18 protein-coding genes and 1 pseudogene are annotated in these 24328 nt (G+C 46.4%); 4 read left to right on the plus strand and 15 right to left on the minus strand.

Going from position 1 to position 24328, the window contains the following annotated elements; all coding sequences use genetic code 11:
• Positions 1 to 16 precede the first annotated feature (16 nt).
• From SB752_RS03370 to SB752_RS03420, 11 genes are all read right to left on the minus strand, one after another.
• A complete protein-coding gene (locus tag SB752_RS03370) occupies positions 17 to 1156 on the minus strand; it encodes a VWA domain-containing protein (protein ID WP_213022835.1) in 1140 nt (379 codons plus the stop codon).
• On the minus strand, positions 1141 to 3522 hold the full coding sequence (locus SB752_RS03375; protein ID WP_410714332.1) for a DUF5682 family protein: 2382 nt from the start codon (positions 3520 to 3522) through the stop codon (positions 1141 to 1143). Before SB752_RS03375 ends, SB752_RS03370 begins: the two co-directional genes overlap by 16 nt.
• Entirely contained in the window at positions 3483 to 4583 is a 1101-nt protein-coding gene (locus tag SB752_RS03380) for an ATP-binding protein (protein ID WP_410714333.1), read from the minus strand. Before SB752_RS03380 ends, SB752_RS03375 begins: the two co-directional genes overlap by 40 nt.
• A gap of 205 nt (positions 4584 to 4788) precedes the next feature.
• Positions 4789 to 5646 (minus strand): tryptophan 2,3-dioxygenase, encoded by an 858-nt coding sequence (kynA, locus tag SB752_RS03385; protein WP_410714334.1) that lies wholly within the window; start codon positions 5644 to 5646, stop codon positions 4789 to 4791.
• 189 nt (positions 5647 to 5835) lie between these two features.
• Positions 5836 to 6669, minus strand: coding sequence for a M55 family metallopeptidase (locus tag SB752_RS03390; RefSeq protein ID WP_410714335.1), 834 nt, complete (start codon positions 6667 to 6669; stop codon positions 5836 to 5838).
• On the minus strand, positions 6666 to 7760 hold the full coding sequence (locus tag SB752_RS03395; protein WP_410714336.1) for a M42 family metallopeptidase: 1095 nt from the start codon (positions 7758 to 7760) through the stop codon (positions 6666 to 6668). Before SB752_RS03395 ends, SB752_RS03390 begins: the two co-directional genes overlap by 4 nt.
• Before the next feature lie 39 nt (positions 7761 to 7799).
• Complete coding sequence (locus SB752_RS03400) at positions 7800 to 8507, minus strand: LutC/YkgG family protein (RefSeq protein ID WP_410714337.1); 708 nt, start codon at positions 8505 to 8507, stop codon at positions 7800 to 7802.
• Positions 8500 to 9912, minus strand: a complete 1413-nt coding sequence (locus tag SB752_RS03405; protein WP_410714338.1) for a LutB/LldF family L-lactate oxidation iron-sulfur protein — start codon at positions 9910 to 9912, stop codon at positions 8500 to 8502. The genes SB752_RS03400 and SB752_RS03405 overlap by 8 nt, the downstream gene beginning before the upstream one ends.
• Positions 9909 to 10637, minus strand: coding sequence for a (Fe-S)-binding protein (locus SB752_RS03410; RefSeq protein ID WP_410714339.1), 729 nt, complete (start codon positions 10635 to 10637; stop codon positions 9909 to 9911). Before SB752_RS03410 ends, SB752_RS03405 begins: the two co-directional genes overlap by 4 nt.
• Positions 10638 to 10704: 67 nt before the next feature.
• Entirely contained in the window at positions 10705 to 11031 is a 327-nt protein-coding gene (locus SB752_RS03415) for a nuclear transport factor 2 family protein (protein WP_410714340.1), read from the minus strand.
• A gap of 30 nt (positions 11032 to 11061) precedes the next feature.
• On the minus strand, positions 11062 to 12723 hold the full coding sequence (locus SB752_RS03420; RefSeq protein WP_410714341.1) for an ABC transporter substrate-binding protein: 1662 nt from the start codon (positions 12721 to 12723) through the stop codon (positions 11062 to 11064).
• A gap of 124 nt (positions 12724 to 12847) precedes the next feature.
• Here SB752_RS03420 and SB752_RS03425 point away from each other — a divergent pair, with 124 nt between their 5' ends.
• A complete protein-coding gene (locus SB752_RS03425; protein ID WP_410714342.1) occupies positions 12848 to 14671 on the plus strand; it encodes an ABC transporter substrate-binding protein in 1824 nt (607 codons plus the stop codon).
• A gap of 147 nt (positions 14672 to 14818) precedes the next feature.
• Here the strand turns inward: SB752_RS03425 and SB752_RS03430 are convergent.
• From SB752_RS03430 to SB752_RS03440, 3 genes and pseudogenes are all read right to left on the minus strand, one after another.
• Positions 14819 to 16386: pseudogene (locus SB752_RS03430) on the minus strand (glutathione ABC transporter substrate-binding protein).
• Between the two features lie 37 nt (positions 16387 to 16423).
• The gene (locus SB752_RS03435; RefSeq protein WP_410714343.1) at positions 16424 to 17908 is read right to left on the minus strand and encodes an amidohydrolase family protein; all 1485 of its coding nucleotides are present in this window, start codon (positions 17906 to 17908) and stop codon (positions 16424 to 16426) included.
• A 245-nt stretch (positions 17909 to 18153) separates the two neighbouring features.
• The gene (locus SB752_RS03440) at positions 18154 to 18765 is read right to left on the minus strand and encodes a DedA family protein (protein ID WP_410714344.1); all 612 of its coding nucleotides are present in this window, start codon (positions 18763 to 18765) and stop codon (positions 18154 to 18156) included.
• 349 nt (positions 18766 to 19114) lie between these two features.
• Here SB752_RS03440 and SB752_RS03445 point away from each other — a divergent pair, with 349 nt between their 5' ends.
• From SB752_RS03445 to SB752_RS03455, 3 genes are all read left to right on the plus strand, one after another.
• The gene (locus SB752_RS03445; RefSeq protein WP_049739896.1) at positions 19115 to 19612 is read left to right on the plus strand and encodes a cation:proton antiporter regulatory subunit; all 498 of its coding nucleotides are present in this window, start codon (positions 19115 to 19117) and stop codon (positions 19610 to 19612) included.
• Position 19613: 1 nt separating this feature from the next.
• Entirely contained in the window at positions 19614 to 20864 is a 1251-nt protein-coding gene (locus tag SB752_RS03450) for a cation:proton antiporter (protein ID WP_213022856.1), read from the plus strand.
• Between the two features lie 308 nt (positions 20865 to 21172).
• Positions 21173 to 22432, plus strand: coding sequence for a cysteine desulfurase-like protein (locus tag SB752_RS03455; RefSeq protein WP_410714345.1), 1260 nt, complete (start codon positions 21173 to 21175; stop codon positions 22430 to 22432).
• Positions 22433 to 22716: 284 nt separating this feature from the next.
• On the opposite strand, the gene SB752_RS03460 is transcribed toward SB752_RS03455, so the two are convergent.
• The gene (locus SB752_RS03460; protein WP_410714346.1) at positions 22717 to 24318 is read right to left on the minus strand and encodes a SagB family peptide dehydrogenase; all 1602 of its coding nucleotides are present in this window, start codon (positions 24316 to 24318) and stop codon (positions 22717 to 22719) included.
• Positions 24319 to 24328: the final 10 nt, after the last annotated feature.

A 24328-nucleotide genomic window follows, 5' to 3' on the forward strand; every position in this document is an offset into this window, starting at 1 on the left:
CTCTATCTTCCCTCGCTTATTTAATGATCTTCCCAATCCATTGTGACAGCTCGTTCGGTGTAATCGCAGCCACATTCGCTCCCATATCAGCCAGGACGCGTGCGGCATGTTTGTTGTAGGTGGCGTTACCTTCGAAATCGAGCGCAGTAAGCACTAAAAATTTGCAGCCTGAATCGATAATTTCCTTGCTCTGGCGATACATTTCCTTGATCGGATAGCCTTCCTCCAGATCGCTAACCAAAATGAAGATGGTCTTGGCAGGATTTTCGAGAAGGGATTTTCCGTATTTGAGAGCTTGTGCAATATGAGTCCCCCCACCCAGCTGCACGCTCATCAGCACATCTACCGGATCATCCAGGCGATTGCTTAAATCGACTACCTTTGTATCAAAGATGACGAGATGCGTCTTCAACGCCGCCAGCTTGTAAAAAATGCTCGCCATAACCGCACTGTAAATGACCGAATCCATCATACTGCCGCTTTCATCCACGACAATGACGACGTTCCACTTGTTGTGATGCTGAATGTTGCTGTGGAAATAAAGCTCATCGATGACGAACCGATTCTTTTTGCGGTCATAGTTTTTCAGGTTTTTGCGGATCGTTTTATGCACATCCAGATTCCGCATCGTTTTGGTATACCCGCGCCTGTGACGATTGCGCTTACCAACAATACTTGTCTGGACCTCCGATTCCAGCTTTCGCCGAAGATCCTCAACGACCTGACGAACGATTTCCTTGGCGCTTTTGACGACTTCACCTTTCATCCTGCCCTTGAATTGCAAAATGTTTTTTAACAGCGTCATGTTAGGTTCAAGCTTTTCCAATACTTTTTTATCGGTTAACAGCTCGGTCATGCCGTATCTGTCGAGTGCCTGCTTCTCGAGGATTTCCACTGTTTTTTTCGGAAAAAGCTTCCTTACCTTGCCGAGCCAAGTCGGAACGGTCAGCTGTGAATCGCCCCTCCCACCCTCTTTGCGGTAGCCCTGATCCTCCCCATACTCTCTGCTGTAGAGAAAATCCAGAATCGAATCCAATTCCTGATACGAAAAATCCTGGGATGAAAAATGCTCCGAGCTTTGTAGCGACTCCTCGGCATGCGAGCCGAGCAGCAAGCGCCATCGGTTGAGGGCTTCCCGGCTTAGATGAGGTTCCATTTGGCAAATTCCTCCTTGATTCTCAGGTCCAGCCGACGTGCCTCTCGCATGGTTTTCTCATCGACAAACGGACTCAAAACGTCTTCAACAGGAGTCTCGAACAGTGCGGCCACTTTCTCGGAGAGCACAATAATTTCCATAGGACTAAAATAAGTAAAAGCTAGGCGCAGCTCAGGGACGACCTGAATAAAATCATCGTAGCTGATGGAACGAATCATTTGGTTCAGATCATTCAGCAGCGCTTCCTCATAAAAAAGATAGTCGCGTGCGACGAGAAACACGCCTTGCAAGTAAGGAGCCGTATGCAAAATCTGATCAGGTGTGCCTAGCATATACGCTCGGGCACGGCGAGAGACCTCTGTTCGCTCCAGCACTGTCAAATTGCACAAGATCGCTGTCACAACTCCCACGAGATTTGCTGGCAGCTGGTCACTGTGCAATAGTTCCTGTAGCTGATCGCTAAAAATTTCCCGCGAGCCTTCCGCTTGCTTCTGTTCACTTATCGTATAAAGGAACTTGAGCTGCTCTGCTACCTGACTCCATTCGTCTGGATGGGGATTGGATTGCAATGCAATTTTCGTGACTGCCTCGTAGTAGACATCATCAACGAGTGTCTCCAGTCGGGCCGTTTCCTTTAGCCCAAATAAGCGTTTTTGCTCATGCAGAATCGTGAGCACCTGGAGCGTTTGACACAAGGATAAAAAATGTCCGTCCTGCTTAACTGATTGCTCCACCAGCTCGAACAGCCGTTCTCCGAGCTCTTCCAAGCCCATGACGATGGCTTGCAGAAGCCATTTTGCCAGCTCATGGCTTTGGTGCTGCGGCAGCTCCTTCACCATATCCTCCAGTTTTTGGGCAGCTGCTTCCTGCACCGTGCCTCCGTAGATAGAAGCCTCGATCAAGCGTGCCTCCACGTAAGAGGAATACCCGTAACGCCACGTTTCCCGCACGAGATTGACATGCTTGTAGTTCATCCAATCGGGACCGGCTTCCTTTTGACAAAACTCCGTTCCTAAAAACTGCATGCAATGAAAAAAATGACTTGCCTGACGATGCGTCTTTTTAGCATACAGCTCCAATATTTTCTGGTTGCGACCCGTGGTCGATATTTGCAGCTTGTGCGTCTTGCACTTCTCCTTGCAATCGCGAACAATCGGAACATCCAGATCGTTTTTTGCTACCTGACCGATCCCATCGCCCGTCATGAGCTCTCTGAGTGCCTCTATCGGCTGATTCGTAGCGATAGATCGTTCCCCTTTGGTAAAAGCCGACAGAACAGAATCAAGCAGCTCGTATGCGCCACCCTCTGATTTCTCACGTATCACAGCTAAGCCACTCATCAAGCTGTAAGCTTCGATGGCATCTGCCGTGGAGTTGCTTTCATCTTTATCGCGCAGCTTTTTTAACAGATGGGGCAAATAGGCGAGGGCGCTCTTGGTAAAAGGGGCACTCTCCTTCTTCTCCAGCGCTTGCCATACGTTTTCGTAGTAATGGACGAACGGCATCCCGCTGGCGTAGCCATTTAATTGATCGGCTTCCTGGTAGGTGTATACCATGGGATACACCTTTTCTTCCTTTGCTTTTTTCACCGTGTAGGTAGTGGATCGGTTCTCGATCAATCCGTATGTATGAAAACCCCCGGTTACGACGAGGATTCTGTCATGTGATTGTTTGGCTTCCTCAATCTTTTTTCGCATGTGTGCTTCTCGGATCAGGTCGCCCTCTGCCTCTAATGCGGCATCATCATAGCATTTGCGTGACAAGTAGCAGTAAGCAAACACTTCCTTGACGAAATCGGCTGTCGTTTTTCGGATGCCTTCGATTTCAAATACCTTTTCCCACAGCTCATCGAAATTGCGACATTTCAATGTCGTACACAACTGCTGAATAAACGAGGACCCCGATAGCATGCGTTCATCGTGATACGACTGTTTTTCATTATGCTTTTTCAAATCGTGACCGTCTTCGAGACTCTCCAGTCGACTCCCGTATCCCAGATCGATGAAAGCAGCTGGAATTTGCAGACGCTTCGCTTCCAGCAAAGCCACATACTCGGGTGAATACGACAGAAAAGGGAAGTAGCAGACATATTTTCGTTCTTCTGTAGTGTATGCGTAATATATGCTCACCGGGGGCTGTGTCTGGTCATTCGCTAATATCGGGATCAAATGATTACTGTTATCCGGTCCTTCAATCAAAATGATCGTAGGTTGATAGGCTTCAATCGTTTTCTTTAAATGGAATGAACAAGCTGGACTATGATGTCTGATTGGAAAATAAACGACTTGCTTGTTCAGGTTATAAACCTCTTCTGCTGCCAGCTTGTTTATCTGATCCATTTCTTCTCGTTGTAATAAGCTCCCCATAGCCCCTCTTCCTTTGCCCGTTCTTTAACCACTTTGGTAAAGTACGTTTTTAGGATGCTTGCGTCCTTTTGGTTTTCTTTCACCACTGCGCCCAGCATGTTTTGTACGAGACGCTCCAAGGAGATGGGTTTGTTCTCGTAGTAATGGGACGTCATTGCACTCTGGACGTAGACCGATACTGCCTCGGCTGTACTCATGACTGACTGCGGGGAATCAATTTTGTAGCCTTCCTTTGTTTCGCCAGTGCGCAGCTCCATAAAGGTCGTTGCCAAAATTTCAACCACATCACGATCGATTTCGATATCGACACCACTTTGCTTGAGTAGCATTTTTGCTTGTGATTCAATGATTTGCGCTTCCATTTTGACATGATTAATTGGTGAGATCGTCTCGAAATTAAATCGACGCTTTAAGGCGCTGCTCATTTCATTCACGCCTTTGTCCCGCAGGTTGGCTGTGGCAATAATATTGAAGCCAGGCTTCGCAAATAGAATGCCGTCTTCCATTTCCGGTATGTTCATCACTTTATCACTCAAAATACTGATTAAAACGTCCTGTACCTCAAATGGGCATCGGGTAATCTCTTCAAAACGGGTAATGATCCCCTTGTTCATACCTGTATAAAGCGGCGAAGGTACCAGCGCTTGCAGTGAAGGTCCTTTGTCCAGCAGCATCGCATAATTCCAGGAGTATTTGATCATATCCTCGGTTGTACCCGCTGTACCCTGAATCGTATTCGTACTCGTTCCGGATATAGCTGCCGACAACAGCTCGCTCAGCATCGTTTTGGCAGTACCGGGCTCACCTACCAGCATCAAGCCGCGATTTCCTGCCAACGTAACAATAGCTCGTTCGATGAGGACGTCATCCCCGTAAAATTTCTTCGTGATTTCGATCTTTTCGCCTTCGTATGTAAGTGGCTTATCCGTACCAAGTATAAAGTCACGAACTGCTTTCGGTGACATCAGCCAGTTTGGAGGTTTGGCTCCTGTATCATTGGATCTGAGCGCACTAAGCTGTGCTGCGTATAATTCTTCCATTGGCGGCTTCATCGTCTCCATCCAATTGTCACTCCGTTTCCGCTTTTTCTAAAAAATGGGCTATCTCAAAAAATAATAACCATACAGACTTTGGGAAATAAAGGGTACTTGGTCCCAATATTAGGTAAAGTATGTGAAAACATGGGGATTGAGTACTAACACAAAAAGACCAGTCCAAAACACACGTGAGAATGTTTTAGACCGGTCTTCAGTTTTCCATTGCTTTTTACAGCTGTGTGCGCAAGCTCCATAGCTCCGGGAAAAAACGATGATCCAAAGCTCTCCGCAAATACGTTACCCCTGAGGAGCCGCCTGTACCCGGCTTTTGTCCAATAATCCGCTCCACCGTTGTCATGTGGTTAAAGCGCCACTGCTGCTGCTGACTAGCGATATCTACCAGTTTTTCAGCCAGCTCATATAAATCCCAGTACTGATTGACGTTCCGATATACAGTGAGCCATGCCTGCTCGACACTCTCATTTGGCTGATATGGCTCAGACCAATCGCGATCCAGACATTTGGGGTCGATCGGCAAGCCGCGCTCTGCCATCGCCATGATGGAAGCATCGTAAATACTTGGCGCTTGGAGTGAACTGGTCATTTGGGCATACAGTTCTGGCTCATGCTGATACACCGCGAGAACATGGCTGTTTTTGTAGCCAAGTGTAAACTCTATCAGCCTGTTCTGATACGATTGGAACCCGGAGGAATGGCCTAATTTGTCTCTAAACTGCATGTAATCAGCAGGAGTCAGAGTCGAGAGGACATCCCATGATTTGATGAGCTGCTGCTGAATTCGTGAAACTCGTGAGAACATTTTGAAAGCTGGTTCCAATTCCTGATTGCGAATACTCTCCAAAGCCGCTGTGAGCTCATGTCGAATCTGCTTCATCCAAAGCTCACTGACCTGGTGGATGATGATAAACAACATTTCATCATGATGTGTAGATTGCAAGACCTGACTGGACAAGATCTTATCCAGCTGCAAGTAATCGCCGTAGGTCATTTCCTTTTGAAAATCCGTATGAATGTCTTTTTCCAATGCGGATGTGGACTCTCCTTTGTTCTCTTCTGAGTGCGTCATCTAATGTTGACCTCCCCTTACTAGGCATGTGAATGGTAGCAAAAAATGAACGATCGCTCAGATTGTGTTTTCACGATCACTATTTTGTCACCACTTTTACTATTCCTGATAAGCTGTAAAAGTTCCTGTCTGTCCAATAGATTTTATTATTCACAGGCCACTTTGTGATGTGAAGCTAGCTTTCCAATACTATTCAAGTGGCTGGGAAGCTTGAAGTGCCAGCAGCAGTATTGCTTGTAGCACGGGTATCATTTTTCGAATATCATCTGACTGATATCGTACCGTACGTCCATCGACGAGCTCTATGCCCGGAAGCCAGCTGACGACGAAGGCCATGTTGGTCGATTTGAATTCAATCTCAATCGTATTTAATGAAGAAACAGGTAGTGGGCTTACTTGCTGGTAGTTTTCTACCGCTTTTTTCGCTTCTTTTCGTATCATTTCATGGGCGACAGTTGGATGAAGCGAGTTTGCCGTAAACGCATTGATCCCCTCTTTGACCGCAACGGTATATACCCCGGGAATACCCGATTCCACTTCTTGTACTGTATGGTTGTCCCCTGTAACGAGTACCACCGGAACCCCGTATGCGCCAGCGATCGCAGCATTGAGCCCCGCTTCCCCTACTTCCTTGCCATTTAACCGAAAGCGCTGAATGCAGCTGCCCATCAAGGTGTGATTTAAAACCGCATTGGCAGCTCCAGCCATCCCGTGATAGCCAATGAAAAAAATCATGTCAAAGCTCTCATCGATTCCCTGCATCATACACATCGGTTTATAAAAGCCGCGAATGAGACGAGCCTTTGGATGGAGTTCATGGACGAGCACGTTTTTCATAGGACCGTGTGAATCGTTTACGAGAATCTCTGTTACACCAACCTGCAGGGCACCTTCAATGGCTGCATTGACGTCCTCGGTGAGCAGCTTGCGACCTAACTCATATGACCTTCTACCTGGCAGCGTATCGTCCCAATCATGGATTCCAGAAATTCCTTCCATGTCGACAGAAATAAACAGCTTCATGGTCGCACTCTCCCATCTTTGATCCAATCGACGGTTTTTTGATCTAGCTTTTTGGTGATAGCAACTAGTAATTGAATCGTATTCTCCAGGTCATCATGATGCATGATTGACGCATGGCTGTGAATGTAGCGGGCTGGCATGCAAATCGCGATAGACGGAACTCCCTGCCCAGTCAGATGCGCCCGTCCAGCATCAGTCGCCCCACTATCGGAAAACACTTCACATTGCAACGGGATTCCTTCTTCTTCTGCCGTATCAATGATCAAATCTCGCAATCTTGTATTCGGGATGAGATGTCCGTCATAGAGAAAGAGAATCGGACCACTACCGCTTTTGGATTTTTCCGTATTACCGTCAGCCAATCCCGGGCTATCCCATGAAATACTTACATCCAAGGCGATAAATACATCGGGCTGAACCGTAGACGTACTTGTTTGAGCTCCGCGAAAGCCTACCTCTTCCTGCACGGTGGCGCCGCTAAACAGTACATTCGGATGATCCTGGCCTTGCAATTCTTTTAACACTTCGACAGCTACCAGGCAGCCAGCCCGATTATCCAATGCTTTTCCCATGTACATTTTCTCGTTGGTCATCACGGTAAAGGGACATATCGGTACAATCGGGTCCCCTAATCTGATCCCCATTTCTTTTGCGTGAGCCCTGCTCGTTGCGCCAACATCAATAAACATGTCTTTGATTCTCACTACCTTATCCCTTTCCTCGCCAGACAACAAATGAGGAGGCTTCGAGCCGATGACCCCTATTACATCCCCTTTACGCGTTTTGATAATCACTCGCTGGGCTAGCATCACCTGCGACCACCACCCGCCTAATGGCTGAAAGGAAACATATCCTCCCTCGCTCAAATTGGACACCATGAAACCAACCTCATCCATATGACCCATCATCATAATTTTGGGTCCACTTGCCAAACCTGTTTTGCGGCCAATGATACTTCCCAGCTGATCTGAAAAAATGTGCTCAGCAAGCGGCTGTAAATACGTGTGCATCAGCTCTCGTACTTCCTGTTCTTGTCCGGGAACTCCCGAAGCCTCTGTGAGTTCCTTGAGTTTCGTAGCTAATTCAGTCATTACGATCTTCCTCCAGCTCTTTTATGAAAGTAAGAATCTTTAGTTATCAGATTTGATAAGAATCACGTGCACTTTTCCAGGGCCGTGAACACCAAATGCCAAATCCATTTCGATATCACCTGTTCGACTTGGTCCGGTTATAAAGTTAATACAAGCGGGTAACTGCTCTGGCACATGCTGATTTATCTTTCTCATCGCGGTTGAAAGGGAAGGAAAAACTTGATTTTCGAACAGAACGGCTATGAATACCGGCGGCAGCAAGCTGACCATTCTTCCCAGACCGACTCTATTGAACAAAACTACCGTACCCGTTTCGGCCACTCCCAGCTCGGCAAAAACAATTCCAGCATCTGCGCGAGCTGCATAGGATCGAAATAACTGCTCTTCCTGTCTGCTAGAAAATGTCCGAGATTCGAGTTTGCTATTTTCCAAGGCTTCTTTAACACCGAGACTTGTTAAGCGTATGTCATTCCAATAGATGACGGAGTTCACTTGAAATTTGGAAAGAGCCTCATGTAACGTGCTCGAAAATTCGTCAGGGGTAACCCGATCCACTTGTGTGTGCAGGACACGTAAATTAGTTATAAATTGTTGGATATAGCGCTCCTGAGCGTGCAGCTCGTCCTTTTCTTGCTGATGTAAAGCATTGCACTTCCATTCAGTTGGAACGACTCCCCGAATACGTGGTTTTCCTAGTTTTTGAGCGATTGTACTCAGAAAAGCTTCTTGCTCGCCAAGCTCATTCATGCTTTTTCTCCCTTTCCTTCTTCCACCAGCTGTGAAAGGATTGTTTGGCTGGTTGAGGTAAATCCCGAGTCGCTGTCCAATTCGCCAGCGGACCAGGAGCATCGGTGATATACTGCTCATAACCGAACAGACGTGATCCAACCTGAGCCATACTTATCGCTGCCTGATACAACGTAGGGTGACTGGTTACTTGTTGAAAGGTTTGAAACGCTACCTTTTCCAAGAAAGGGGAATGTCCTTGTTCTACCTCATCCTTGCGATGCTCCAGGAGCAGATCATGCAAAGGGATTTTTACCGGGCACACTTCAGTACAAGCCCCGCACAGACTGGACGCGTAAGGTAGCTCACCCCACTCCTCATATCCATCAAGAAGTGGAGTTAATACGGAACCAATCGGCCCGCTGTAAACACCGCCGTATGCGTGTCCACCGATTTGACGGTATACCGGACAAACATTCAAGCAAGCACCGCAACGAATGCATTTCAATACCTCTTGATAGGCCGTTCCGAGAATATCTGATCGACCGTTGTCGAGAATAATCAAGTGAAACTCATCAGGACCGTCGATATCTTCTTGGTGACGGGGACCTGTTATCGCTGTCATATATACACTGATTTTCTGTCCTGTGGCACTCCGTGTTAGCATAGGTACAATCATCCCGAGGTCATTCCAGGTAGGAACAATCCGCTCGATGCCCATTAAGGCAATATGCACCTTGGGCATTGTTGTAGTCAGACGAGCATTTCCTTCGTTGCTAATGAGTACGATCGTCCCTGTTTCCGCTACGGCGAAGTTACAGCCAGTAATTCCTATATCCGCCTGAAGAAACTCACTGCGGAGCTGTTCACGAGCAAACTGACATAATTCTTTCGTCCGATCCGACAGATCACGGTTAGCAACCTTGGAAAAAAGCTCGGATACTTGCTTTCTGGATTTGTGTATGGCAGGTGCTATTAAATGAGAGGGAGACTCACCCGCAAGCTGGATAATATATTCTCCCAAATCCGACTCGATCACTTTGATTCGCGCGTTCTCCAAATGCTTGTTCAGATGTATTTCCTCGGTCATCATTGATTTTGATTTGATGACTGAGCTCGCCCCTGTTTTGCTGATGATGTCTTGAATACGGGCAATCGCATCACGGTCTCTTCGTGCAAAATGAACTTGCCCCCCATGTTTACGAACATTCGTTGCCAATTGTTCTAAATAACTGTCCAAATTCTCAATCGTATGCATTCGCATTTCCGATGCCATATCTCGCATGCTTTCAAAATGATCCATCTCTTTCGCAGCCTGTATTCGCGCTGTCCGCAACCGATCTTGGGTAAACGGCAGCGCTTTTTGCAGCTGCTCGTCAGTCAATGCCGACTCAACTCTGCGAAAAAAATCAGCAGACTGGTTCATGACTTTCCTCCTTTTGCCAAAACTTCTGCAATATGCATTACTCGCATACTTTTCCCCGTCCTGCGCATTCGTCCATCTAAATGCATGAGACAACCCATGTCAGCGCCAACTACTAGATTGGCTCCAGTAGATTCGATCTGCTTTATTTTTTCATCCGCCATTGCTGTTGAGATTTCATTCATTTTGACAGCGAAGGTTCCACCAAAACCGCAGCAATCCTGGCAGTACGGCAATTCTTTAAGTTTCAAGCCCTCTACTAGCGAGAGCAGTTGTAGCGGTTCCTTTTTGACCCCGATCTCGCGACTCATATGACAGGAGTGATGGTATGTCGCACTATCTTGTAATGCAGTGTCCAGGTCCGTCAGCATGAGCACATTGACTAAAAAATCAGTTAACTCAAACGTCTTTTTGGCGAGAGCCTCAGCTTCTCTCCTCCAACTCGGGTCATCCTCAAATAGCTTTGGGTAGTAATGCTTGATCATGGATACACACGAGCCAGACGGTGCCACCACGTATTCACTTTTCGCAAATGAACGAATCAACTTCTTGGCTGTCTCCCTCGCTTGCTTCTGGTATCCACTATTGAATGCCGGTTGGCCACAGCAGGTTTGGCTCATGGGGAAATCAACGTCGACTCCGTTTTCCTCCAGGATTTCGACCACGCTCTTGCCAACTTCAGGATAAAACACATCCACCAAGCAGGTAACAAACAGCGACACTCTCATGAATGCTCCTCCTTTCTTGGACTCAGGCTGCCTTTCGTTTGTATACTCCTTTTCATGTCGATGATGTCTAAAGAAAATACACCTGCTGAATCAACCCCGCTTCTACCCTGTAGATCGCGACAGCTTCCAAGACGCTTTTTTCAGTGGTTCCTGTCACTTTCTCATAATCAATCACATAAGGGCCTAATACGATTCTGTTAACGATCTCGCAGTGCAGCTCTGGATTTTGTTCAAAGAAGCTTCCATAGCGTTGCTTCATTTGGGCAAGTCCTGATACAAGAAGCTCATCGGGGTGCTGATAAATGGTTATGGTTTGGCTGTAGTAAGATAAAAATTGATTCACATCGCGGCTGTTATAAGCTTCAACCTGCTTTTGTACGATACTTTCACTCACTAAGAACCGCCTCCTATTTTCCCCAAAGCACTACTTGCCTGCTACCCAGCTGTCATGCATATACCACAGCCCTGCAGATACCTTTACTCCCTGTACTTTTTTGTTTACGATGTGAAATTGCTTGTCCGCATACACTGGAATCCAATAGGCCTGTTCCACAATTCGCTTCTGGGCATCTGCATATATTTTTTTCCGCTCGCTCGAATCTATTGTTTTCCTGCCTTTTGCTAGGAGAGCATCCAGCTCACTGTCTTGGACCCGACTCAAATTTAAACCGCTTATTTGACTGGAGTGCAGAAGTAGGTACAGAATATCCGGATCTTCGTACGTATATCCCATCAATGCTAGATCAAAGTCACCATTTGCTCCCTTTTCCAACAGTGTTGCAAAATCCATCGTTTCAATCTGGACATCAATCCCGACCTCGCCGAGCATCGCTTGTATGAGCTGCGCCGCTTTGCTGTAGGTGTTGTCCGTCAGCAGTCGCAGTGCCAGCTCTTTTCCCCCTTTTTCCAAATGCCCGCTAGCGTTTTTGGTCCAGCCAGCTGCGGCCAAGAGCTCCTGGGCTTCTACCAGATCGTATGTATAGCCATAGGCTTCTACAGCTTGATCATACCCAAATACGGACGGTGACAAGGGACCATCTGCAACGACTCCCTCTCCTTGTAGCTGCGCTTGAATAATCGCCTCTTTATTGATAGCCAGATTCAGTGCTTTCCGCACCTTCAAGTCCACGAGAAGCTCACTTTCTGTATTCAAGGATACAAATAATCCAAGTCCACTCTTTACTTCTTCCACAACGTAATAATCCGGATGATTCCGTAATTTCTTCACATCCTTAGCCTCGACAAAAGGGGCAATATCGACTGAGCCACTCTCTAGGGCAGCGATTGTTGTTTGCTTGTCTTTGATGATTTTGAATTGCAGCTTGTCTGCTCGCGCTGGTCCTTGATTTTCATAGAAAGGATCTGCCCATTGAAATCCGTCATTTCTGACAAACGAAATCGCTTCGCCCGTCTTCCATTCCTCAAACTGCCACGGCCCCACCCCGACTGGATTTCTACCGTAATCAGCTCCGTATTTTTTCACTGCTTCCATGGAAAGAGCTTGTCCTGCATTGGTACTGAGGTAATATAGAAAAGGGGCAAAAGGCTCCTTTAGGTGCACAACAAATGTCTGGTCATCTGTTACGGAAACGGACTCTATCACATTTAATTGCTGAGCTATCCCTTTTGCCATTGTTTTTGGGTCTAATAGTCTATCGAACGTATCCTTGTAAGCCATAGCGTTTAACGGTGTTCCGTCGTGAAAGGTAATGCCAGAGCGGAGTTTAAACGTTATCGACTGCCCGTCCTCTGAAACGGTATAATTTTCTGCCAATGACGGCTTTAACTCTTTCGTATCTGGGTCCATCGTTACGAGATTACTCCCGAAAAATCTGGAGATCTTGTCTGTCATGCTCATCGCAGATTGCTGTACATCCAGCGTATCCGGCTCCTCTGGGATAGCTATTCTGATCGTCCCACCCTTTGTGGGGATTGCCGTCTTTTCTGTATCACCATTTCCGGAAGCGCTTTCTTTTTCGCTGTTAGGTGCTGACGTGTTCGTACAGCCTGAAGCTACAGCCATTACCATTCCAACGGTTAGAACGAGGGCACTTATCGTCCTTCCTTTTCGCTTAAATAATCTCATGTGCAGTCCCCCTTACAAATTTCCCCTGTTTGACTAGAATGATTATATAAGAATATTCTGGATTAAAGACGGAAGGGGTTCGGCTAAATCTTTCCCCTTTTCCAACTCTGGAGGGGCTTGACCTATGCTGTTGTTCGAATACTATCAGATCCTGCGCAAACATTTTTCCACCGTCGCGATTGATCAACAGATCCCAGTCTTGCTCGATCAGTTAAGTGACGTATTGTACAGCTCGGATCGCAATACACGTAATCTCCTGAAAAAAATGGAGGAATACCAGTGGATTAGTTGGGTTTCTGGTCAAGGGAGAGGGAATAGCTCAAAGCTGACATTTCATATTAGCGAAGAGGAGTTAGCCATGCAGATTGCCGTACAGCTGGCAGAGGAAAGAAAAGTAGAAGAGGCTTTTCGCTTGATTGATAAATGCGCCAACAATCGCGTAAAGGAGCAATTTTTGCATTGGTTTATGTATAGCCGGGGCTCCGAAAAAAAGGATGCAAAGCGCGAAATGGACAGCCTAGTCGTTCTGTTCGATGAAACGGTACTCACACTTGATCCTGCCTTCATGTCCTTATCCTCGGAAAGACATTTGCTACAGCACATATTCGACCCTTTGGTGCTGTTTGATGAGCAGACCGAGAGCATAGTCCCTCACATCGCCCACGCCTGGGAGGCCGATGAAGCAGGTACAAGCTATACTTTCTTCTTGCGCAGAGGGATTTATTTTCATCATGGCAGAGAGCTGACTGCTCATGACGTGCAATTTACACTCAATCGTCTCAAGCAAAGCCAGCCTCTTCGCTCGCCCTACTATGCGATGTATGCTTGCATAAAAGAAATTAACACTTTAAGCGATCTATCTCTGCAAGTATTTCTCACAGAACCAAACTTTCTGTTTCTACCCTTTTTGAGTAGAGTTCAGGCGTCCATCGTACCAGAAGACAGATATCGAGAGAAAATTTCTGGAGTTGATGCTTTCCCTATCGGCACAGGACCTTTTCAATTGGTCCGACAAGAGCAAAGCTTTCTATTGAAAGCGAATCAGTCGTATTTTAAAGAGCGTGCTCTCGTTGACCACGTAGAAATAAGGCACATCGTGAATCACCACGAGGGTCCCGATTGGTTCGGAACAGGTTCCCACTTCGTTCAATATGCAGATACGAGATTGCACGGCAAAAAGACCGAAAATACGATCCAAAAGGAAAAAGCCCCTTCCATCTGGAAACGAGCTTTTGCAGGCACCTCTTATACATTTCTCACTCTCAACACAGCAATAGGGAGTCGACTCGCAAACAAGCATTTTCGTCGAGCGTTATTTCTCGGGATGGATCGATTGAGAATGCTAGAGGAAACAAGAAAGCACGGATGTTCTCCAATTACAAACTGTTTTGCCAATCATCATTCCGGTGACTATCCATTCAGCTACGACCCTGCAGCAGCAAAAAGTCTATTGTCTTCGCTCGGGGATCAAGGAGAGCCGCTCCATCTGTTCACCTATGCTCCATTGGAAGAGGATGCTCTTTGGCTGAAAAAGCACTTTGCAGAATTCGGTATACAGATCGATGTCACCGTGATGTCGCTCCAGGAGCTTCTCCAGTCACACAAAACGCTTGGTGCTGACATGCTTTTAAGTCAGAAAGCGCTCATAGATAATTGGGAAGTCTCTTTGATCGAGTCGTACATCGCCGATAATAGCTTTATCTGTCAGCTGGCGAATAACCTGCTCGCTCAGACCATCCATCCAAGAATCGCGAAATTATGGCAAGTACCGAATCAGCTAACACGGCAAAAGTATGTAGAAAAAATAAATGAGCAACTAATCGAAACCTGCTCCCTGCTTTTTTTATATGAAGAAAATTTGCATGTACACTATGATGCTTCAGTAGATGGGATATCGTTTGATTCAACCGGCTGTATACAATACAAAAACGTTTGGTTCCGCTATTAGACAAGCAGCCTTGATCGCTTTACGGGCCAAAGAAGGCTTGCATTCTTTCCATAAAGGTCGTGATGACGGGTTAGCCTTCAGCATGAACGGCACCTCCAATTATTAGGTGAGCCTAACAATCGAGGTGCCGTTGATCCCATCCAGTTCCTATTTAACTGTCACTTCATTAAAAATGAAAAAACCAACCGGATTCATCCACAGTCCTTCCGTATTTTTCGTCGTGATGGCGAGGTGACTAATCGTCCGTATCGGTATAAGCACGACCTCCTCTAGCTCCATAGCCTGCGCTCTGGCGTAGATCGCTTTGCGCTTTTGCTGATCCTTTTCCCGACGCCCTTCTTCAATCAGCTTGTCAGTTTCCGGATTCCCATAAAACGAATAATTCCCAATCTCTCCTATCGCGCTGCTATGAAATACGTTGAATTGATTATAGTCTGCATCCCCGGTCGCATTCCCCCATCCGCCAATGTACATCTCGTGCTTCCCATTTGCGAGTGTATCGAGATAGGCACCGTATTCCATCGTTGTAATTTTGATATCAATACCGATTCCTTTTAGCTGTGATTGAAGAACTTCTGCCAAATTGATTCTTTCCTTGCGTTCATCTGTAATGATTGTGGCGGTAAATCCATTTTCATATCCCGCTTGTTTGAGCAGCTCTTTCGCATGGTTCAAGTCGTATGGAAACTCTTTTTGGTCGGGATTATATCCGAATACTTTGGTCGACAAGGTCGAATTCGCTCGCTTGCCAACGTTGTTGTAAACACCTGAGATAATCGAATCCTTTTCAATTGCAGAGGCAATGGCTTGGCGAACACGGATATCGTCAAAAGGCTTCTTCTGAAAATTAAATCCGATGTATTCCACGCCATACCCTTCTGTTCGCAGCAGGTTCAAATTTGCCGATTTTTCAATCCGCGCAAGCTCTGTGACAGGAACCTGATCAGCAACCTGCGCTTCTCCTGACTCTACCATCGCTACGCGTGTCAAATCCTCTGGCACTGATTTGTAAATGATTTTTTCGATTTCTCCTGCATTGCCCCAATACGAATCATTTCGTATAAGAACCATTTCTTGTCCTTGTACCAGGATTCAAAACGATAAGGCCCAGTACCTACTGCTTTTTTAGCGAGGTCCTTCCCTAGCTCCTTGATTGCCTTGGGACTGATAATACTACCTTCACTGCTATCCAAGATGGAGAGAAGCGCCGCAAAAGGATACTTGAGGACGATATGAACCGTGGCATCGTCGATTACCTTTGTTTCCTGAACCATTGAAAAGACCGTCGCACGTGGCGAAGCTATGTCTTTATCCAATAAGCGATCAAAGTTAGCTTTTACGGCGTTTGCTGTAAATGGCTCTCCATCGTGAAACGTAACGCCTTGCCGTAGCTTGAATTCCCATGTTATATCATCTAATTGCTTCCATTCTGTCGCTAAAGCGGGTTGATATTGCGTATTCTTATCGCGCATAACAAGTCCTTCGTACACTTTTCCATAAACATAATTGGAGGTTTGTGTGCTGGAGATAAAGTGGGGGTGAATGTTTCCAGCGTCTACTTTTCGAGCGACAACCAACTCTTTGCCACTTTTGGTCTCACTGGCTGTGCTCGTTGCAGCTGTTTCTTGCTTGGGAGTTGAACATCCGAGTAATGGTGAAGTCATCATCAATGCGATAGCCAAAACGGTACCCCACAAACGGTGTTTCTTCATCATAAATCCTCCTTATGTCATGCAAAAGTGGACAGGCAGATTAACCTTCGCTAGGAACAAAGCGTCTTTCATCCAAATAAGCACGGGCATGACCCCAAAAGTAATTGCTCGGCTGCATGTAAATGTCGAGCCCGGCCCTTTCGATCGTGCGATTTGCTTCTTCACTGGCTTCCTGCAAAATCTGTTTTTCATCCACCGTGAGGACTTTGCGCTCGTCCATGACTAATTGACCGTCTACGATGACATGATTCACATCACCACCTACAGCCTGGTAAACTAGCCGATGGACGTACATATTTTCCGGATTCAAATGAGGCTGTGCCATGTTGACGGTAATGACATCCGCCTTTTTGCCAATCTCCAATGACCCAAGCTCATCATCCCAGCCCACACACTTCGCTGCATCTATCGTCACCATTTCTAAAAGCTTCCCGGGAGGCAAATAAAAATAATCACGGAGAGCGGCTTGTTGCAAAAGCTGCATCCTACGCATCGCTTGAAACATATCAAATGGCGTCATAGGGGAAGTCCCGTCCGTTGTTATCGCGACTGTGGCTCCCATTTCAATCAGCTCGGTCACTGGCGTCCGTGCATTGATCTGTCCAAATCCCGGTGATGCACTGACGTTTGTTCCCGTCTCTGCCAGAATTTTGGCTTCATCAAAGGAGATTCCGCGGCAATGCTGGAGATGGACATCGGGTCCCAGCAGGGCATACTCTTTATCCTGGATCGCCAGATGAATCATACCGCCAAAAGCATCCGAGTGAATACGAGTCTTATATTTTTTCGCGATTTCACGAATCTTTCTCGCCTGAAAACGGTCGAATTCGGTCAAGCCAAATAATTGATCAACTGGCGTCGGTGCCGAAGGATTGACTGAGGTAACAATGACAAATGGTGTGATATAGGCTCTGATTTTATCACCATTCGCATGATTCAATGCTTCAATGACTGCCTCCGCCCCTGCAAGCACTTCCTCATACGTAACTTCTCGCGTCACCCGCTCCCCCTCAATCCAGCGACTAAAGGGATGGGGCCAGGGAGGATTACACGGGCCAGTACAGACAATCTCCCGCACTCCGACCTCGTTGTACGCCTTGGCATGGTTTAACGCAAATATCGGATCATCAGATCGAGGCATTGACCCCATCACACTGACCCCGGTCGTCACACCAGCTTTTAGCCTCTCCAGAGCGGAAAGCTTGCCTTCGTAATACCAGAACTCATCTGTCACAAAATGCTTGTACGTATTGGTGATGATCGGCATCCAGTCGTTGATATTTTCTGTGGCAATGGTCTTGAACAAGGAGTGACCACCGTGGCCATGCGCATCAATAAAGCCTGGCAGAACACAATGATGCACGCAATCAATTACTTTATTCGCCTGATACCTTTCCTGCAAAACCGCTGACGGCCCTACATCCAGAATCCTTCCTTCATGAATCGCCACGGCACCATCCTGCAGAACGCGCCGTTCCTTGTCCATCGTGACGACAACGCCATTTACGAGTAATAGATCGATCAACCTTTCATCGCCTCCACACCAAGAAGTGAGGGTATTTCGGATACACGAGACACCCTTTCTCTTACAAGATAAAGGAAATGGGATACTTTTATTTGCAAGAAAATTACCACTTTTTATAATATTTTTACTTCCTTTTTCATCACACCATATGTAGTCGCTGGCACAACCGTCCTATGACAATGCCATCTAAAAAGACCACCCTCTCTCAAAGAAAGGATGGCCCAAGATTTCAACGCTTTGTTTACTTAGGAGCTCGCTTTTCTTTTTGCTAAGAACACGGTCAAGAAAATGGCTACTCCCAAACCAATACCTGCATACACAATCGTAGAATACACATCCATGTAATACAGAATATCCTCCCAGGAATGGCCCAAAATCGCTCCAAGCCAGACAAGCGCAATATTCCAGATAAACGTACCGATCGTGGAGAAAAGCAGGAACAACCATATGTTCATCTTCGTCATCCCCGCGGGAATGGAGATTAAGCTTCTGACCAACGGAATCATCCGGCAAATAAGAATCGTCCAATAGCCGTATTTTTCAAACCAGCGATTTGCTTTGTGTATATCCGCTTTTTTGATTCGCAAAAAATGCCCCCAACGCTCCACTATCTTTTCTATTTTGTTGATGTCAACATAATAGCCGATGCCATACAGCAGAATTGCCCCGATGACGGCACCAGCCGTAGCAGATAAGACAACACCCGTTATCGTCAAAGAGGACTGTGTTGTAATAAATCCTCCGAAAGTCAGAATCACCTCTGATGGGATAGGCGGAAAAATATTTTCAAGGGCCATCATCAAAAAGATGCCCAAGTAACTGTATTGTTCAATAAAATCGGTCATCCAGTTTTGCATGTTATCCCTCACAGTTAGAATCCGATGCTTATCCTATAAGTATAGAGTTCTATTATCCTTTGCACAATGAAAACAGATAGAACGGGGAAAGAAGTCTTCCCTCCTTCTCCTTCTGAGAATAATTACGATGCGAATAGCAAAAAGTAACAGGTAGTCCTTTTTTCCATTACAGCTCTCCTGCAAAGAATATAAGTCAATTTTATTAATTTACGTGTCAATTTATTTTTCAAACTGTTTCATCAGGTAGACTTTTTGACACAGTTACGTGTAAAATTATATATAAACGAATGCTTATTTAGTTTCGTTTGTTTATTCACAAAAAATTATGAGATCAGAAGGAGGCGTTTACATGTTCAATATCAGGGAATCTGACTTGCCAGGGATTGGACGAAAGTACCAGATCGAAACCAGGGCAGGCGATAAACTGATCATCGTCATTCATGATGACGGGCGGCGGGAGATCTATCACTTTGACAAAGACGATTGGGATGAGAGTATCTCCATGATCACACTCGATGACGAAGAAGCCCGGCAAATGGCTGGAATCGTCGGTGGGATGACCTACATGCCAAAAGCACTGGAAACAATCGAAATGGCTTTGGATGAATTAGTGATTGAATGGTACAAGATAGAACCAGGGTCTGATTGCATCGGCAAAACTATCGGGGAGCTTGACATTCGTCAAAAAACGGGGGCAACGGTGATTGCCATCATTGAAAAAGATCAAAAGCAAAAGGTGAGTCCTGGACCGGATAGTGTAATTGCAGCAGGGGTAACACTTGTGGTTGCAGGAGAGAGAAAGCAGGTGAAAGCGTTAAAAGCGACGCTCATAAAAGGGGGGGCTTGATTTGGAGCACATCGTATTCGAAGTTGGTCTAGCCATTGGTTTGATTGCACTAGCAGGCTTCATCTCGACGAAACTCAAATTTTCGATTGTGCCATTCTACATCCTCATCGGGATGGCTGTGGGGCCGCATGCCGCCTCACTTGGCTTAATTGATTTTCGTTTTATCGAAAGTGAACCACTCATCAATTTCATGGGAAGAATGGGTGTCCTGTTCCTCCTCTTCTACGTAGGCCTTGAGTTTTCCGTAGGCCGCTTAATAAAAGCGGGACGTTCCATCGCGATTGGTGGTTCCATCTACATCGCCATCAACTTCACTATGGGGCTCCTCTTCGGTTACTTTGCGGGCGTTCCTTTCAAAGAAATCTTGATTATCGGAGGAATCACCACCATCTCCTCTACAGCCATCGTGGCAAAAGTATTGGTTGACCTCAAACGTACGGCAAATCCGGAAACGGAAATGATCCTCGGTATGATCATGTTCGATGATCTGTTCCTCGCCGTTTATCTCTCCATCATGTCTGGTCTTGTGCTTAGCGGAGCTACGTCGGTTATGGGCGTCCTCACATCGGCTCTCATCGCACTTGGCTATATGCTGCTGTTTATCATCATCGGCCGCAAGCTCGTACCATTCTTAAATCGTGCGCTTAACATCAAATCCAATGAATTGTTTATGCTTACCGTGTTCGCCGGATTGTTTTTGGTTGCCGGTTTTTCTGAAACCATTCACGTAGCGGAAGCGATTGGTGCTTTGCTCGTCGGCTTGGTTCTTGCTGAAACAGTTCACATGAAACGCATTGAGCACATGATTCTTCCTTTCCGCGACTTTTTTGGCGCGATGTTCTTCTTTAGTTTCGGTTTATCGATTGATCCGTTGGCATTAGGGGGTGCCGTTTGGCTCTCGCTCGGTGCAGTTGCTATCACATTAATTGGTAACTACTCTGCTGGACTTTTGGCAGGACGCAGTGCAGGACTCTCACCTCGTGCTTCTTCTAACATTGGTTTGACGATCACGGCGCGTGGCGAATTCTCCATTCTGATCGCGAACATGGGAAAAGCTGGCGGTCTACTGGACATTTTGCAGCCCTTTACAGCGTTGTACGTGTTAATTCTCGCCATTTTAGGCCCAGTGTTAACCAAGGAATCGAAGCACATTCACAATGTGCTAAATAAGGTACTGCCTTTGGATCGAATCGTTCTCGGTAAAAACGCACAAAAATCACCAAAACCGAACACAGAAAAACAACAGGTCTGATTAAGCAAATAATGGGGTTAGCTGGTCCTTTTTCGATATAGGACTGTGATACCGTTCACTGTATATGGATATTCCTGACGCGTCACTCCCTTTTTGAGGGTATGATTACTACTTGCGAAAGCAGGGTGTCTAGGTAATAAGAATGGATAGGGTCTTCAGATGACTTCTGAACCTCTATCCATTTTTAATTATTAGAGAATCTGATTCCCTCATGTCCGAGACAAATGCGTTGATAATTCAGAATTAATGGATAATAATAAAGTCAGAAAGACAGCTATTCCCATTGATGAATAAAGGAGACATGGCGTATGACAAAGACGACCGAACGATTCCCCATCGAGGCTGTTCGCGAGCAATTCCCTGCAACGAAAAGAATGCATAACGGAAAGCCTGTCGCTTATTTGGATGGACCGGGTGGCTCCCAAGTTGTGAAGTCATCGATGGATGCTATGTACGCCTACATGGCAAATGGCGGAGCGAATCTGCACGGCCCTTTCCCTTCTAGTCGCGAAACCGAGCAGCTAATCGCAAACGCGAAGGAAGCTGTCGCACAAATGTTTCACGCTGACCCTGAGGAAGTTGCCTTTGGCGCAAACATGACGACTCTTACATATGCGATTGCGCGTGCACTTGGCCGAAAGTGGCAGGCCGGCGACGAAATTGTTGTCTCCGAGCTGGATCATCGCGCGAATGTGGACCCGTGGCTCGCCATAGCAAAGGATCGCGGAATGACCGTTCGCTGGCTGAAAGTCGATCCCCACACACTGACCCTGCAAATGGACGAGCTGGACACTATTCTCACTTCCAAAACAAAGCTGATCGCTGTCGGTCTCGCTTCTAACGCGGTCGGGACGATTAACAATCTCCCGCTGCTTTCCCAAAAAGCTCGGGAAAAAGGCATTCTCGTTGCGGTAGACGCTGTTCATGCCACTCCTCATTTTGCCATTGATCGAGATGAGATCGGTGCCGATCTACTGCTTTGCTCTGCCTACAAATTTTTCGGGCCTCACATCGGAATCGCTGTTATTCGAAAGCCGCTGTTCGAAGCACTTGACGTTTATAAACTAGCGCCTGCCCCTACCTTCATCCCTGATAAGCTGGAAACAGGTACTCAAAACCATGAAGGGATCGCCGGAATCAGGCCAGCAATTGAATTCGTAGCAAGCTTTGGAACTGGTGATGCGCTGAGCGAGAAAATACGGTCTGGCTTTGCTCTCCTGGAAGACTATGAAAATCAGCTGGCAGAGAAGCTGCGTAACGGTCTGAAGAAAATCGATGGTCTCACACTGTATCAAGCGGAAGACCATGTTCCCAAGACACCAACCATCGCATTTCGAATAGATGGCTTTGAACCACATGATATTTGCACGAGACTTTGCGAGGAACATAGCATTTTTATTGCATATGGTGATTTTTACGCGTCAACACTGGCAGAAAAGCTCGGTATTCATGAGAATGGCGGTTGGATTCGCGCGGGACTTGCTCCTTATAATACAGAGGAGGAAGTAGAACGATTAATCCGTGGATTACAAGAGATAGTGGCAAATGAATCACCTTCCAGTACCTGACAACCAAAAAGACCCGAGATGCATTTGTCTCGGGTCTTTCGTGTGTTATGGGCAAACTTACGTGCCGTACTGATTTCTTAATTTTGACCGTACTGTTCTTTGACCAAATCCAAAATCCCAATTTTATGCAGCAGCTCTGTCGGTACTATGAAAAACGAATCAACGTTTTTCTATGTTCATGGCTACATATCTATTATACTTCTTTTCACATCATTTTGAAAAAAAGATACCCATCTCCAGTACCGTTCTACTAGAAATGGGCAGCTTTGTGTCTGATCTGTCTTTTATCCATGCAAGCCTCCTTGCAACCACGGACGATGGCGATAAGGACCTACTGGTATTTGAATCAGGCTTGTTTTCTGTTTGGATCGGATTTGATAAATTTCGTCGCATAGCCGCGCATCATACCCGAGCAATGGATGCCCTCCCATACCGCACGCATAGGCAGACACCAGCAATCGCTGGACAACTATGCCTGCCTCCATCTGTTGAATACGATAACCACGTGGCCCGCTCTGACTCGTCTGATGATCAATGTCGCCAATCACGTGAAAGCACAACGGAGCCTGATACAAATTCACGTTATCCATCGACAATCCCAACTGGAGCTTTAGGCGATGATCTCCGTGTTGAATGAGAGCAAGCGAGTTGGCTTGGTGATCAAATTGGTACGCCCCATCCACAAGTCCTTCCACCTGATGAAGACAAAGAGCTAACGCCAAACGCTTCGCTATCATCTCCTGTCCGTCTCCCAGATCATTTCGGTACGAGAAGGAGCCTATGGCTTCATGCAGCAATCTTGAGAGTTGTGAAAGTTGGATCTTCCCCATCATAAAGTCTATTTCAGGCGATAATCGTTTCCGACAATATTCTGCAAAATCTATCTGTGGCCAATCCTCAACAGGCAAAGAAATTCGTGAACCATTTACTCTTGACAGATTGGTGGCAACAACACTGGAAAAAGAGCTGGTGGATTCGAGCATCGCAGCCTCATTCATCCTCCGGGGCAGCAGCGGATCTTTTCTATTCTTCGATTTCACGTAATGAGCATGAAAAAGCTGTGGCAGCTCTTGGATTAGCTCTGACGCAGTTACAGCTTTCTCCCGCCTCTTTCCATCAGCCTTTTTCAATGAATCCCACGCCAAATCCGGTTGGACAGTAAGAGGAACTAACGCGTACACGCTCTCTTCAAGTTCCGATAAACCAAGCAAATGATTAATCGCACGATCCAGAAATTGAAAGCAAATCCCAGATGATATACCAACCTCCTTCGTCGCAGACAACAATTGCCCGAGCAGCACGCCCGCATCCAGTCCCTGCAGTCGGTACGAAAAATGATGGTACTTAAAGAAATTTTTCCAGAAAAAGGTAGATACAAACATAGCTCCAAAACAAGCGTTCAGGTCACAATTCCATCCTACTGCCCTGGTGAGGTACGAGTCAAAATTTCCTTCTCGCAAGAGTACCAAGCGATGGTGCGCTGCATCGTAGTGATAGATCCCATGACCAAGGTCATTCAGCTTCAAATATACATACAATTCGCTAGGATACAACGCCCCACCCGAAGGAAGAAACCGCCGTTTGGACTGGAAATATAGAACTTCATCCTCATCGGAAGCCATTGGCATAACAGCTTGGCTCAGCTGCGTGACACCATACGTATACCACAGAATAGCACCTAATTGTGCAATGGTTGGCTCATTGCAGTCGCTCTGCCCTTTTTGTCTCATGAGCGTCAATGGAATTTCTGTAGGAAGCGATACAGTGGGCAACCCCCGATACAATTTGTATGGGAGCGGAGCATCCTCCCAGTCAACATCCGTGTCAGGAGGATTGACCTTTTCAATGTCAAAATGAAGGTGGTGGATAAAGGTATCCAGACTCATCCTGCTTCCT

The organism is Brevibacillus sp. SIMBA_040 (assembly GCF_046535075.1).
Classification (GTDB): Bacteria; Bacillota; Bacilli; order Brevibacillales; family Brevibacillaceae; genus Brevibacillus.

Coding starts and splice junctions, on each gene's coding strand:
- SB752_RS03370 (WP_213022835.1), bottom strand. CDS start 1,156: ATGGAACCTCATCTAAGCCGGGAAGCCCTCAACCGATGGCGCTTGCTG.
- SB752_RS03375 (WP_410714332.1), bottom strand. CDS start 3,522: ATGGGGAGCTTATTACAACGAGAAGAAATGGATCAGATAAACAAGCTG.
- SB752_RS03380 (WP_410714333.1), bottom strand. CDS start 4,583: ATGGAGACGATGAAGCCGCCAATGGAAGAATTATACGCAGCACAGCTT.
- kynA (WP_410714334.1), bottom strand. CDS start 5,646: ATGACGCACTCAGAAGAGAACAAAGGAGAGTCCACATCCGCATTGGAA.
- SB752_RS03390 (WP_410714335.1), bottom strand. CDS start 6,669: ATGAAGCTGTTTATTTCTGTCGACATGGAAGGAATTTCTGGAATCCAT.
- SB752_RS03395 (WP_410714336.1), bottom strand. CDS start 7,760: ATGACTGAATTAGCTACGAAACTCAAGGAACTCACAGAGGCTTCGGGA.
- SB752_RS03400 (WP_410714337.1), bottom strand. CDS start 8,507: ATGAATGAGCTTGGCGAGCAAGAAGCTTTTCTGAGTACAATCGCTCAA.
- SB752_RS03405 (WP_410714338.1), bottom strand. CDS start 9,912: ATGAACCAGTCTGCTGATTTTTTTCGCAGAGTTGAGTCGGCATTGACT.
- SB752_RS03410 (WP_410714339.1), bottom strand. CDS start 10,637: ATGAGAGTGTCGCTGTTTGTTACCTGCTTGGTGGATGTGTTTTATCCT.
- SB752_RS03420 (WP_410714341.1), bottom strand. CDS start 12,723: ATGAGATTATTTAAGCGAAAAGGAAGGACGATAAGTGCCCTCGTTCTA.
- SB752_RS03425 (WP_410714342.1), top strand. CDS start 12,848: ATGCTGTTGTTCGAATACTATCAGATCCTGCGCAAACATTTTTCCACC.
- SB752_RS03440 (WP_410714344.1), bottom strand. CDS start 18,765: ATGCAAAACTGGATGACCGATTTTATTGAACAATACAGTTACTTGGGC.
- SB752_RS03445 (WP_049739896.1), top strand. CDS start 19,115: ATGTTCAATATCAGGGAATCTGACTTGCCAGGGATTGGACGAAAGTAC.
- SB752_RS03455 (WP_410714345.1), top strand. CDS start 21,173: ATGACAAAGACGACCGAACGATTCCCCATCGAGGCTGTTCGCGAGCAA.
- SB752_RS03460 (WP_410714346.1), bottom strand. CDS start 24,318: ATGAGTCTGGATACCTTTATCCACCACCTTCATTTTGACATTGAAAAG.